Annotated in this window: 11 protein-coding genes; 2 read left to right on the top strand and 9 right to left on the bottom strand. The window is 63.1% G+C overall.

Features of this window, described 5'->3' with window-relative positions; genetic code table 11:
* Positions 1–28: 28 nt before the first annotated feature.
* From IB279_RS31200 to IB279_RS31170, 7 genes are all read right to left on the bottom strand, one after another.
* Entirely contained in the window at positions 29–688 is a 660-nt protein-coding gene (locus IB279_RS31200) for an aspartate/glutamate racemase family protein (RefSeq protein WP_112772942.1), read from the bottom strand.
* Positions 685–2,148 (bottom strand): MFS transporter, encoded by a 1,464-nt coding sequence (locus IB279_RS31195; protein WP_034802351.1) that lies wholly within the window; start codon positions 2,146–2,148, stop codon positions 685–687. Before IB279_RS31195 ends, IB279_RS31200 begins: the two co-directional genes overlap by 4 nt.
* Positions 2,149–2,440: 292 nt before the next feature.
* Positions 2,441–3,283 carry a MurR/RpiR family transcriptional regulator gene (locus IB279_RS31190; RefSeq protein ID WP_034802348.1) on the bottom strand — a complete coding sequence of 281 codons (843 nt, stop codon included), beginning with the start codon at positions 3,281–3,283 and terminating at the stop codon, positions 2,441–2,443.
* 122 nt (positions 3,284–3,405) lie between these two features.
* Positions 3,406–4,326, bottom strand: coding sequence for a polyphosphate kinase 2 (gene ppk2, locus IB279_RS31185; RefSeq protein WP_060530005.1), 921 nt, complete (start codon positions 4,324–4,326; stop codon positions 3,406–3,408).
* A gap of 116 nt (positions 4,327–4,442) precedes the next feature.
* The gene (locus IB279_RS31180; protein WP_112772941.1) at positions 4,443–5,921 is read right to left on the bottom strand and encodes an aldehyde dehydrogenase family protein; all 1,479 of its coding nucleotides are present in this window, start codon (positions 5,919–5,921) and stop codon (positions 4,443–4,445) included.
* Between the two features lie 63 nt (positions 5,922–5,984).
* Entirely contained in the window at positions 5,985–7,229 is a 1,245-nt protein-coding gene (locus tag IB279_RS31175) for an MFS transporter (protein WP_112772940.1), read from the bottom strand.
* 257 nt (positions 7,230–7,486) lie between these two features.
* Positions 7,487–7,975, bottom strand: a complete 489-nt coding sequence (locus IB279_RS31170) for a DMT family transporter (protein WP_060521346.1) — start codon at positions 7,973–7,975, stop codon at positions 7,487–7,489.
* 80 nt (positions 7,976–8,055) lie between these two features.
* On the opposite strand from IB279_RS31170, the gene IB279_RS31165 reads away from it, so the two are divergent.
* Entirely contained in the window at positions 8,056–8,985 is a 930-nt protein-coding gene (locus tag IB279_RS31165; protein ID WP_234824599.1) for a LysR family transcriptional regulator, read from the top strand.
* 74 nt (positions 8,986–9,059) lie between these two features.
* Here the strand turns inward: IB279_RS31165 and IB279_RS31160 are convergent, their stop codons facing one another.
* Together IB279_RS31160 and IB279_RS31155 are read right to left on the bottom strand one after the other, a co-directional pair.
* The gene (locus IB279_RS31160; RefSeq protein WP_375292968.1) at positions 9,060–10,103 is read right to left on the bottom strand and encodes a Tim44 domain-containing protein; all 1,044 of its coding nucleotides are present in this window, start codon (positions 10,101–10,103) and stop codon (positions 9,060–9,062) included.
* Between the two features lie 202 nt (positions 10,104–10,305).
* Positions 10,306–11,901 carry a GMC family oxidoreductase gene (locus IB279_RS31155; RefSeq protein ID WP_112772939.1) on the bottom strand — a complete coding sequence of 532 codons (1,596 nt, stop codon included), beginning with the start codon at positions 11,899–11,901 and terminating at the stop codon, positions 10,306–10,308.
* Positions 11,902–12,232: 331 nt separating this feature from the next.
* Here IB279_RS31155 and IB279_RS31150 point away from each other — a divergent pair, with 331 nt between their 5' ends.
* Complete coding sequence (locus IB279_RS31150) at positions 12,233–13,177, top strand: LysR family transcriptional regulator (RefSeq protein WP_060521343.1); 945 nt, start codon at positions 12,233–12,235, stop codon at positions 13,175–13,177.
* Positions 13,178–13,386: the final 209 nt, after the last annotated feature.

Here is a 13,386-nt window from a genome sequence, read left to right as displayed (position 1 = left end):
TTTGGGTGTCTGCGATGAGGAGTGCCTGTCAGGCGGCGACCTGCATCAGGTCGAGCATGCGGCCGATTGCGCTCGGGATGGGGGCGATGATCGGCGTCGAAAACATCGGCTGGAGCTCGTCGGCCGCCTGGCCGAGCGGGCCGCCGCCGATGATGACGGCCTCGGCGCCGTCGAGCTCGATGCATTGGCGGACCGCCTCGCCGAGAGCCGAAAGCAGCCGATCCGGGTGGGCGGAAAGCGCCAGCGGATCGCCCGAAGTGCAACGGATGCCGGTATATTGTTCCCAGACGCCGAGATCGCGGGCGCGGTCGTCGATCGCCTGGATCAGTTCCGGCGTCGTGGTGGCGACGCCGAATTTGCGGCCGCCCTGTGAGGCCTCGATCATCGAGGCCTCACAGATTCCGATGACGGGGATATCGAGCCGGTGCTTGAGCGCGGCAAGGCCGGGATCGCCGAAGGCGCTGACGACGATGCCGAGGCATCCGGCCTCATGCTTTTCGCCGATCTCGACGACCTCGGCAGCGGATGCGTCCAGCTGCTCCGGCGTGACGATCATCGGCGGGTTCCGCATGGCCGTGGCGACTGCCACGGCCATGCGTCCTGATGCCGCCCGGCGTGCGATGGCGACCATCATGTCGCTGGTGGCACGCGAACTGTTCGGGTTGATCAGAAGGATATGTGCGCTCACGTTCTCAGTTCCACGCCGACTTTGATTTCAGAAGTGTCAGCCTTTGCGAGGTCCGCATCGGCAGGCTGGGTGAGGTCTTCCATCGACATGCCGTAGGTTTCGGGGCCGAGCTGGATGCAGAAGGCAAAGACCGCATACATGCCGGCGGCAAGCCCGAAGACACCGACCATGCCGTAGACGTCGAAGAGGGCGCCGGCGATGGTGGGGACGAAGGAACCCGCGGCCGAACCGGTTGCCAGGATCAGCGCCACGCCGAAGGCGCGGATGCGGGTCGGAAAGAGTTCGGGCGCATAGATCCAGATCGAGGTGTTGAGCAGCAGCACGAAGAACTGGAAGATCGCGCCGAACATCAGCACCAGATAGATGTTGGTGCCGAGATAGGCGATCGAGACCGCCGCGAGGCAGGCGAACACGGCGCCGAGCGTCAGCACCTTTTTGCGCGGGAAGTAGTAGCCGAACATCGAGGCGGCGATGGCGCCAAGCACGCTGCCGCTCTGGATGATCATGCTGTAGAGCAGGCTGCCCTGCAGCGTGTAGCCCATGGAGACGAAGATGATCGGCATCAGCGTCAGCACGGAAAGCTGAGCGCCGTAGCTCATCAGGATGGCGATGGCGACGGGGATCGTGCGGCCGATGAAGGGGGCGCGGAAGAGTTCCTTCCAGTCGCTCTTGGCCGGCTCTTCGTCCTTCAGGTGATCCTTGGTCAGATATTCCTGGACCTTGAGATTGCGCGGGCGCAGCGAGCCGGAGGCAAGGATGGAGAGCACCTTGTTGGCTTCGTCGATCTTACCCTGCGAAGCCAGGAAGCGCGGGGTCTCCGGCACGAAGCGGCGGTAGAAGACGACGAGCAGGGCCGGGAGCGCGAGGGCGGCGAAGAGCCAGCGCCAGCTGTTTTCACCCGGGAAGAGGGTGAAGATCATCAGGCCGAAGGCGGGCGCCAGGAAGTTGCCGAAGCCGCCGGCGCCGACATTGACGAGGCCGGCCGCCGTGCCGCGGAATTTCGGCGAGCAGAATTCCGACAGCATGGTAACGGCCGTCGAGATTTCGCCGCCGACGCCGAAGCCGACGATGGCACGGGCAAAGCAGAGCGTGGCGAAGTTCGGCGCCATGGCGCAGGCGGCCGAGCCAATGGTGAAGAGCAGGAGGTTGATGGTCAGCATCACGCGTCGGCCGTAGCGGTCGCCGAGGATGCCTGAAAGCAGGCGGCCGATCGCCGCGCTGCCAAAGGTGATGGTGTTGAGGAAACCGATGTCGGTGCCGGTAAGGCCCCAATGTTCTTTCAGGATCGGGCCGGCGACGCCGATGGTGTTCTGTTCGAAGCTGTCGAACAGGCAGCCGATGAGCACGAGGGCGAGGATCTGCTTGTGGGCGCCGGTGACGCCGATCTTGGTGAAGGCTGATTCCAACTGTCTGATGACCGGCGATGACCTGCCGGACGGTACCATATTTTCCGCTGCCATGGTTCGTTCCCCTTTATGGCTTAACAACGTGAAAATGTGAAAACTCAGTTTCATGAAATCTACATCATGAAATCTGAGTTTCATAGGAGATTCTATGACGCGCTGCGAAAGGAATTGGCCGCTCGCAACCCAGGTTATGAAATGCAGATTTCGTGCCAGTCCGTGAGAAACGATAGTTTCTCGTTTGCTGTCAAAAGCTTGGCGACAGATTGCACTCTAACGGGCGGTTGAAACTCAGATTTCTTGTGCTCGAAAAATGTTCTGCCGTTTCAGGCAAATGCCCAATCGGCGCTCACAATTCGTCGAGCGCGTCGTTGATCGCCTCGATGCCGCGCAGGCGGTTTCGGCCGGCGGGACCGGCGATTTCGATGCAACGTGTGGTGAGCAGATGGCAGAGCGCCATCACCGAGACGTGGTTGAACAGGGGCCCCGGCGCCAGCGTCTGGCAGCGGAAATGCCATTCTGCCTGGTTGAGGAAGGGAACGCCTTCGTCGGTGATATAGAGCAGCCTTGCGCCCGATTTTTCGAGCTGCGCGAGGATCGGTTCCATCAACGTGACGCGCCGGCGCAGGCCAAAAAGGATGACGACGTCGTCGTTGTTGATGCTGACCAGATGTTCGCCGAGCGTCTGGCCGCCGCCGGGAATGGCCGAGATGTGCTCGACCACCTGTGTCATCTGCCATTGCAGATAGGTGGCGAAGGAATGGCTGGCGCGAAAGCCGATGACCCAGACTTTGCGGGCGCCAAGGATGGCGGTTGCTGCCGCCGTCACCTGGGTTTCGGAAATGGCGAGAAAGGTCGCTTCGATATTGGCCACGCCCTGCGCCACATGGGACGTGAGCGACTGCTCGCCGCCGCTGTCGGTGGCGGTTGCAAGGAACAGGCGCGAACCGGTCTGCTTGTCGGCGCGGGCATGCCGACGCGCTTCTTCGTAATTGTCGTAGCCGAGCCGCTGGATGAAGCGAGAGACCGTCGCCTTCGACACATGTGCGAGCGCCGCCAGTTCCTGGGCTGAGTAGCTGGCGACCTCGCCTGGAAAATCGCAGAGGAAGTCGCCCAGCCGCCGCTCGGCCGGATGCAGTTCCGGCAGCACTTGGCGAACACGGGTGAGGAAGGAACGTTCTTTCGGGCTCATGCGATGTCCATGAAACTGGCGTTTCACGGCAATCTCTGATTTTCGCAGGGATATTGCAAGCGAGGCGGGCGGATGCCGCCTCGCTTTCAATGGCTGCAGACGCGGGCAGTTGCCCGCGTGCGTCAGTATTTCGACGGCACGTAGAGTTCCGGCGGCAGAACCTTGCGCTCGTAGTCCGGGTTGAAGACGCGTTCCGGCAGGGAGATTTCCTCGTGCGGCACGTCCTCGTAGGGGATCTGCCTCAACAGGTGGTCGATGCAGTTCAGACGGGCGCGCTTCTTGTCGTTGCCTTCGACGATATGCCAGGGCGCTTCCGGGATGTTGGTTCGGGCGAAGGTCTCCTCCTTGGCCTTGGTGTAACCTTCCCAGCGCACCCGCGACTGCAGATCCATCGGCGACAGCTTCCACTGCTTCAACGGGTCGTGAATGCGCACCAGGAAGCGCATCTGCTGCTCCTCGTCGGTGATCGAGAACCAGTACTTCACCAGCCGGATGCCGGAGCGAACCAGCATGCGCTCGAATTCCGGCACGTCGTCGAAGAACTGCTCGACCTGGTCCTCGGTGGCGAAGCCCATGACGCGCTCGACGCCGGAGCGGTTGTACCAGGAGCGGTCGAAGAGCACGATCTCGCCGCCGGCCGGCAGGTGCGGCACGTAGCGCTGGAAATACCATTGCGTCTTTTCGCGGTCGGACGGTGCCGGCAGCGCGACGACACGCACGACGCGGGGATTGAGCCTCTGGGTGATGCGCTTGATGACGCCGCCTTTGCCAGCGGAATCGCGGCCCTCGAAGATCACCACCACCTTTTCCTTGTGATGGACCACCCAGTCCTGAAGCTTGATCAGCTCCGACTGCAACTTCAGCAGCGAGCGGAAGTAATCGATGCGCGGGATCGATGGCGGGTGGTTCTTGCGGTAGATCTTGCGGATCTCTTCCGACAGCGCCGGTTCGGAAAGCTCGAGTTCGTAGTCCTCGTCGAGCGTGTCGGCCAGTTCTGCTTCCAGCCAGTCCTGCGTTTCGATCTCGTCGTTCGACCTGTTCATCTGACCCTCCGGATTGCGTGTGTTCGACGACAACTTTGCGTGATGCCATCGTTAGTCGGCTTATTTCACAGCCGCATGAAGGGAATTTGACGCTGACCTCCACGCCCCGATCGGTGCTATCCCTTGATGTACCAGCCCCAGGGCTCGTCGGCGTCGAAACTGGTGATCTGCTTGGTCTCCAGATAATTGGAAAGGCCCCAGCGGCCGAGCTCACGGCCGATGCCCGATTGCTTGTAGCCACCCCAGGGTGCTTCGGTGAAGGTCGGCTGCGAGCAGTTGATCCAGACGATGCCAGCGCGAAATGCGCGGGCGACGCGCTCGCAGCGGTCCCTGTCGGCCGACATGACGGCGGCTGCAAGACCGAAGCGGCTGTCGTTGGCCATGCGGATCGCGTCGGCCTCTTCGCCAAACGGCTTGACGCAGACGACCGGACCAAAGATCTCCTCGCGCCAGACGTAACTGTCTTCGCGCATATCGGTCAGCACCGTCGGTTCGATGAAGTAGCCGCTGTTGAGGCCGGCCGGGCGGCCGCCGCCGGCAGCCACCGTGGCGCCGTCCTGGCGGGCGCGGTCGATCGCGCCCATGATCTTGTCGTACTGCCCCTTCGAGACGATCGGCCCGAGCAGGGTGCCGTCTTCCAGACCATTGCCGATGGTGATCTTCGCCGCTTCTTCGCAGAGGCGCTTGACGACGGTCTCGTAGATCGGCTCCTCGACGAGCACGCGCGAGGTCGCCGAGCAGACCTGGCCCTGGTTCCAGAAGATGCCGAACATGATCCATTCGACGGCCTTGTCGATGTCGCTGTCGGCAAAGACGACGAAGGGTGACTTGCCGCCGAGTTCGAGGCTGACATTCTTGATGTCCTGGGCACCGGCCATCATCACCTTGCGGCCGGTGACGACGGAGCCGGTAAAGGCAAGCTTGTCGACCAGCGGATGCTCGGTCAGCGGCTGGCCGGCGTCCTGGCCGGTGCCGGTGAGGATGTTGAGCACGCCGGCCGGCAGCCCGACTTCCTCGGCGATGACGCCGAGCTCAAGTGCTGTCAGTGGCGTCAGCTCCGACGGTTTGAGCACGATGGTGCAGCCGGCGGCCAGCGCCGGAGCCACCTTCCACGACACCATCAGCAACGGATAGTTCCACGGGGTGATCGCGCCGACGACGCCCAGCGGTTCGCGCACAGCGCGTGACGTGAAGCGGCTGTCGCCGACGGCGATCGCCTCCTCAGGGCTGGTGTCCAGTTCCTCGGCGAGGCCGGCATAATAGCGGAAGCAGCCTGCGGCATCGTCGATGTCCCACAATGCTTCCGGCAGCGGCTTGCCGTTGTCGGCGACTTCGAGCCGGGCCAGCGAGTGGCGCTTTTCCTCGATCTTGGCGGCGATTGCACGCAGATAGGCGGCGCGCTCGCTGCCCGAAAGTTTTGGCCAGGGGCCGCTGTCGAAGGCGATGCGGGCCGCCTTTGCGGCCCTGTCCACGTCTTCGTAAGTTGCCGCAGGCGCACGATGGATGATCTCCTCCGTCGCCGGATCGATCACGTCGAGCGTGCCGCCGCGCCGCGGTTTTTCCCATTTGCCATCGATGAACAACCGGTCCTGCATGCAATACCCCTTTATAGCCCGGTGCGAGTATGGCCAGTCAAAGTGAAACACGCCAGCCGTAAGTTACGGCTGGCGTTGATCTTTTTGCCGCGAGACACTGCTCTGACGGTCGGTCGCCGACCCGCGCCACGCGAGGAACGGCAGAACCGGAAGCACGGCGCAGGCGCTGGCAAAGAGCCAGAACTGCCCGAGGGTCACGAGATTGCTGGTATAGAAGGCTCCCGAGACGATGCCGGCGATCAAGCAGGCATCCATGAGTGGCAAGCTCACGGCGTAAAACACTGCCTGGCGCTCCAGGGACAGGCAGCGTTGCACAAGGGTAAAGTAGGTGGCGAAAGCGATCATCTCCGGTATGCCGCCGACGATCAGCAGTCCGCTGGCCACCAGGGAATTGGGGGCAAAAATCAGCGCGAAGGTCGAAAGGCCTTCGAGCAGGCTGGAGAGAAGATAGGCGCGAAGCAGCGCCTGCGTACTGGTCAAAGCTCCCGCCAATCGGTGCGAGACGACGGCACCAATCAGGGCGCCGGCGCCCTGTGCCGCCAGAAGCAAGGTCCACATGTCCGGGCCGAGATGAAACTGGTCACGATTGAGCCAGAACAGGAACGGCTGCAGTGTCCCGAGCGAGACCATGTAGCCGAAGGCCGGGAGCAGCAAAGCCCAGAGCAAGGGGTTCTCGCGAAACATCGCAAGGGTTTCCCGTCCGAAGCCCGATGCGTGCGAGGGTGCCGCGTTCTCTTGCACCGGCTTGTCGCGTGGTTGAAGCACCAGCAGAAGGGCTGCCCCGATCTGGGCAAGGGACAGCGCAAGAAGGGTTGTCACGATCGAGGTGGAGGCAGCTGCCAGACCCGCCGCCGGCGGACCGAAAATCTTGGCGAAGCGGTCGATCGCCTGGAAGGCGGTGTTGGCCTCCATGTTGCGGCCGGCTGGAACGACGGCGGCGCGCAGCATCAACAGACCCGGCGTGACCACCGCGTCCGCAGCGCCGATGACCAGGACGATCATGTGCAATGTCATTGCGTCCGGCGCGAACGCAAGGCCGGGAATGGCGATGGCGGTCACCGACAGGCAGCACAGCACCGGAAGCTGCGGGCCGCTGCGCCGTAGGAGCGAGGCGACGATCGGCGCAAGCAGGAGGCTCGGCAGCAGACGCAAGGCAAGACTGCCGACCAGTTCCGCACCGGCGCCGAAGCGGCTTGCAACGACGAGCGGCAGCGCGGCGACGAGCATCCAGGAGCAGAAGGAATCGACGGTGAGGACGAGGCTGATGCGCCGGAAGGCGGCATCGCCCCAAAGATTGGATTTGTCCATAGGAGAGCCCGATGAGACGCAATCGATCTCGGGTCTGCTGTATTGGGCAGGTTTGATGAGATCGAATGCGAACAGGATAAGCCCGCGCAAGAGGCGGACGGTTCTGGGCTCACAGATGCAAGCCCCGCCTTGCGGGGCAAATCAGGCCATCAAATGGGGTTCGCTCGACATGGTCAGCCATTTACCATGGGTGCTTCTCAGGTGACAAGCGGCAGCCTTGATCGTCATGGCTGCCGCTGCCGAGATGCGGCTCTGTGCTATCGCGGCGCGTTGGCCAAGGCCGGCGTGACATTGGCGATCTGGGTGATCACCATGCCGCCGACGATGAAGAACAGGCCGGTCAGCCGCGCCGCATTGACCGGCTTTTGCGGGAAACCCATCAGGCCGTAGTGATCGATCAACATGGAAATGACCATCTGGCCGGCGATGACGGCGACAATGAAGCTTGCCGCGCCGAGCTTCGGCGCAAGGAGAAGAGCCGCAGTGATGTAGATCACGCCGGCGAGGCCGCCGACCCAGATCCACCACGGACCCTTGAATGCCACAGCCAGGCTGGGCAACGGCGCCCGGAAGGCAATCAGCATCGGCAGGATGAGCGCGAGACTGACGCCGAGCGAGACGACCGTCGCCCAGAGCGGATGGCCGAGGAGGCGGCCAAGGTTGGCATTGGCGCCGGCCTGGAGGGGGACGACGGCGCCGGCGAAGATCGCCACGGCAAGCAACAGGAGGGAGGAGAGATTGGGCATTGTTTTTCCTTTTTGTTGCGGCGATCCTCCATCATCTATCTTGGGAATGGAAATTCCAATTTTTCACGTGCTATATTCGTATGATGAATAATCTTGGCGCAATCGACCTGAACCTGCTCGTGGTGCTCGACGCGCTCCTGGCGGAGCGCCACGTCTCGCGCGCGGCTCTGCGGTTGAACAAGAGCCAGCCTGCCGTCAGCCATGCGCTGGCGCGGTTGCGCGCTCTGTTCGACGATCCCTTGCTGGTTCGCCATGGCGGCCATCTCGAGCCGACGGTGCGGGCGCTGGAGATCGCGCCGCAGCTTGCCGAAGCGCTCGCGCATATGCGTCTGCTCATGGGGTCTCAGCCGTTCGATCCGGCGCGCGAGCCCCACGTCTTCCGGCTGGCGATGTCCGATTACGCTGCGCTTGTGCTGCTGCCGCAACTGATGACCGTGCTGCGCCGGCAGGCGCCGAACGTCGATCTCCTCGTCAGCCAGGCAAGCCGCGAAGTGATGATGGCACAGGCCGTCGACGGCGAAATCGATCTGGCGCTCGGGGTTTTCCCGACGCTTGCCGAGGATCTGAGGACATCATTGCTGTTCGAGGAGCACTTCGCCTGCCTGGCCGATCGCGCGAGCCTCGGCGGCGAAACGACGATGGATCTTTCGGCCTATCTGCAGCGGCCGCATATTCTCGTCTCCCTGCGTGGCGATACCGGCAACGAGATCGACCTTGCGCTTTCGGCTATTGGACACAAGCGCCGCATTGCGCTGGCCCTGCCTCATTGGAGTGCGGCGCCGGGTCTCGTTCCCGGAACCGACCTTGTGCTTACGGTTGCGCGCCGGATCCTGCCCCGCGACGGGGAGACCGGGCCGCTCGCCATCTTCGCGCCGCCCTTCGCGATCCCGCCCTTCGCCTTCCGGCAGATCTGGCATCGGCGGCGCGACGGCGACCCCGCCCATCGCTGGCTGCGGGATCTGATCACCGGCATCCTCGCGCCGTCGACTGTGGCCCCCGCGGCCGTGTGATTGGACAAGCCTGAAAACGGAAAGGCCCGGTGCGGCGATGCCGACCGGGCCTTTTCTATAGGCTTTGCTGCGCGTCAGTCGTGGCTGACGCCCTGGATCGCCGAAACCTGCCATTCGGCACCCGGCTTGCGCACGAAGGTCCAGAGCTCGACGGCTTCCGTCAGATTGTCCGGATCGCCGCTGATCACCTTGCCGGTGGTGCGGTCGCGCATGACGTCGATGCTCTCGTAACGCATGGCGACGGTCGCAAATTCGGTTCCGTTTTCCGACCACGCTTCGGCGACGTCGCCCTGAACGAGGTGCACGTCGCGCACATCGTTCTTGACGCCGCTCGTGGCGTTGTCGCTGAGCTCTTCGGCTAGGTACGACATGGCTTCCGGCGTCGTCAGGCGACGCAGCGTGCCGTAGTCTTCCGCGGCGTAAGCCGCCTGCACGTCCTTCAGCATCTTTTCGAACTGCTCGAGGTCGGACCCCTGGACGCCGATTTCATCGGCCGGGCCGTCGGTGACGGGCGCCGCCTGAGGGGCTGCCTGGGGTCGAGCCTGCGCCTGACCGCTTGCCTGGCCGCCGCCGATGCTCGGGATCTTGAACGACGGCATGCCGTTCGATGGCTGCTGGCCCGACGAGCGCTCGGACGGGCCGGCATAGGCTGTCTGCTGGCGGTTGCGGTTAAAGAAGCGCATGGCGAGCATGATCAGGCCACCGATCAGGAGCATCTGCACGATCAGGCCGAGGAAGCCGGCAGCGCCGCCGAAACCGCCGCCCATCAGCATGCCGATGAGGCCGCCGACCATCAGGCCACCGAGCAGCGAACCGCCGAAGCCGCTGAAGAAGCCCGGACGGGCGTTCGGCTGGGTGGCGTTCGGGCGCGTCTGGCCGGCTGCCGGATTGGTCGCGGCCGGGCCTGCGTCCTGGCGCGGCGTTATCGAACGGTCGATCGGTGCCGCGTTGGTCGGCGCGGTACGGGTGACCGGCGGCTGCGAGAAGGTGCGGGTGCCGCGGCTACCGAAGCCGCCGCCCGAACGCCGCGCTTCGGCGACGTCCACAACGGTCAGCGCGACGACCATGCCGATCGCCATCATTGCCAGAGTTCGTCCAAAACGCCCAAATCGCTGCATTGCCATCACAACCCCTAAATCTTGCTTGGGCTCAAACCGAGCCATCAGGACATGATATAGGGGCTCAACGCCTGAGATTTAAGCTTTTCGCGTCGCTTTTCGGCCAGTTTACCGTTATCCGACACCGCTAGCTGGCCGAATCCGGCATGGAATCAGCATCTTCGACGGGCGCCCGAGTGCTGCCCGCCCTTGCCGCTGACGCCTAACGATTGACTGCCAGGATCATCGTCGCCGCCTTTTCGGCGATCATAATCGTCGGCGAATTGGTGTTGCCCGAGGTGATCGTCGGCATGACCGAGGCGTCGGCGATGCGCAATCCCTTCAGGCCGCGCAGGCGCAGTTCCGGATCGACGACGCTGTCCTGATCGGCGCCCATGCGGCAGGTCCCAACCGGATGAAAGATCGTCGTGCCGATATCGCCGGCCGCGCGCTTCAGATCGTCCTCGGTCTCGTAGGACGGGCCCGGCTTGAACTCGACCGGGTTGAAGCGGGCGAAAGAGGGTTGCTTGACGATCTGCCGCGTCAGTCGGATGGCGCTGACCGCGACATCGCGGTCGGCCTCCGCCGTCAGGTAGCGCGGCCTGATGTCCGGTGCGGCGGCAAAATCCGGACCCTTCAGATGTACCGAACCGCGGCTTTCCGGGCGCAGATTGCAGACGCTGGCGGTGATTGCCGGGAAGGAATGAACCGGCTCGCCGAACTTGTCGAGCGACACCGGCTGCACGTGATACTGCAGATCCGGCGTTTCCTTTTCCGGTCCGGAGCGGGTGAAGATGCCGAGCTGGCTCGGCGCCATTGCCATCGGCCCGGAACGCTTCAGCAGATATTCGAGCCCGATCGACGCCTTGCCGAACAGCGAGTTTGCCTTTTCGTTGAGCGTCGGTACGCCGGTGACCTTGTAGGCCATGCGCAGCTGCAGATGATCCTGCAGGTTTTCGCCGACCCCGGCGCGTTCGTGGCGAAGCTCGATGCCGTTTGCCTGCAGCACGTCACCACGGCCGATGCCGGAGAGTTCGAGGATATGGGGTGAGCCGATCGCGCCGGCGGAGAGCACAGTTTCGCGGGTTGCGCCGGCGCGCTTGACTGTGCCGTCATGCTGGAATTCAACGCCGGCGATGCGATCGCCCTCGATGACCAGCTTGCGCACATGCGCCTTGGTCAGAACTGTGAGGTTGCCGCGCTTCTGCGCCGGGCGCAGGAATGCCTTTGCGGTGTTCCAGCGGATGCCGGAACGCTGGTTGACATCGAAATAACCGGAGCCTTCGTTGCTGCCGCGGTTGAAATCCGGCGTCTCGGGAATGCCGGCTTCGCTTGCCGCCTTCTGAAAGGCGTCGAGCACGTCCCAGCGCACGCGCGCCTTTTCCACCCGCCATTCGCCGCCGGCGCCGTGCATCTCGTTGGCACCGCGATAGTGGTCCTCGGATTTCCTGAAGAGCGGCAGCACGTCGTCCCAGCCCCAGCCGGTACAGCCGAGCTGGCGCCAGTGGTCGTAGTCCTCAGCCTGGCCGCGCATATAGATCATGCCGTTGATCGACGAGCAGCCGCCGAGCACCTTGCCGCGGGGATAGCCGAGTGAACGGCCGTTCAGGCCCTCTTCCGCTGCGGTCGTGAAACACCAGTCCGTGCGCGGATTGTTGATGCAATAGAGATAGCCGACCGGAATGTGGATCCAATGGTAGTTGTCGCGGCCGCCGGCTTCGAGCAGCAGCACGCGATGCCCCGGGTTTTCCGAAAGGCGGTTGGCAAGCACGCAGCCGGCGCTACCTGCCCCAACGACGATGAAGTCGTATATGTCCATGGTTCTCCCTCGATATGTACGGCGCGACCCTTCAGATCCCGGGTTCGGGCGACATCGCTCCTTCAGCCGCGCCCCGGCGCCGCATTCTTGAGCTTCGTCATCTTGTCTTCGTCCTGAACCGCCAGCCGCCGCGAACGAACGCAGGAATACTCCGGCGCCGGATGGTGGCCGCCGGGGGCGTTCGTTTCGGTCTGTTCATATTTGGCCAGACATGCTCCTCAGATGTCCGCTCTGACGCGTACAATCGGGAAAAAACCGCTTGGATGCAAGCGTCCGGAACCGTAAATTGCAAAACAGGATCTGTTCATTTTCGGACAGACGGGGAGTAGGCATGAATCCGAATTTCACCTGGGACGATCTGCAGTTCTTTCTGGCGGTGGCCCGCACCGGGCAACTGTCGACGGCGGCGCGGCGCTTGAGGACCAGCCATGCCACGGTGTCTCGTCGCATCGACAGGCTGGAATTCGCGCTCAAGGTCAAGCTGTTCGAGCGCAATCCGCGCGGCTACATCTTGACCGGCATGGGCCAGCGCTTCGTCGAAACCGCCGAGCGGATCGAGCGCGAGACCGAACAATTGCAGCTCGACATCAATGACGGTCTGACGGCGCAGCGCGGCGTCGTCCGTCTCAGCACACTCGAAGGCTTCGGCAACTTCTTTCTGGCCGACCGGCTGGCGGACTTTGCTGCGCGCTATCCGAACGTCTCCCTGGAGATGCTGGCGATCCAGCAGATCATGTCTCTGTCGCGCAAGGAGGCGGATATCCAGGTGGCCCTGACGGCGCCGAAGGCTGGGCCTTACCAATCCGAGGTGCTGACGCCCTATACGCTGCATGTCTATGGCGCCCGCAGCTATCTCTCGAAGCACCCGCCGATCACCGGGCGCAACGACCTCGCCGCACACCGCTTCGTCGGATACATCGACGACATGATCTTCGCGCCGGGTCTCGATTACCTGGGGGAGCTGCAGCCGGGCCTGCATGCCCATTTCCAGAGTTCGAGCATCCTGACGCAGTTGAAGGCCGTGCGGCAGGGGCTGGGCCTTTGCGTCTTGCCACACTTCATCGCGCAGCAGGAAGACGACCTGGAGATCGTTCTGCCGGAAGAGATCGAGCTCAAGCGCACCTACTGGCTGGTTTGCCATAGAGACCTGGTTGCCGTCCCGCGGGTAAGGGCGGTGCGCGAATTCCTGATGCAGAGCGTCAGGGAAAACCGCGGCCATTTCACCCGTGAAATGGCACTGCCGACCACAGACGTTAGGCACCTGTCGCGCTCCTAAATCCTGCCTGATTGTGGCGATATATGATCTTGCAACCAAGGGCAGTGGTTTGCGGACCGAAAGACCGCGGTCTCGCGGATCAAAATCGACCTAGTTTATCAACAGCTGGAATTATTGTGTAAATTCAGAGAGTTGTCGATTTTTGAAGTTTTTTTGAACGTGGCTGTTGACGTCTGTGAGGATGGGGGTCTATAAGCCCGATCACTGAC

The organism is Ensifer sp. ENS06 (assembly GCF_014852205.1).
In the GTDB taxonomy this organism is placed as follows: domain Bacteria; phylum Pseudomonadota; class Alphaproteobacteria; order Rhizobiales; family Rhizobiaceae; genus Ensifer; species Ensifer adhaerens.
This window is presented reverse-complemented; position numbering and strand designations above follow the sequence as displayed.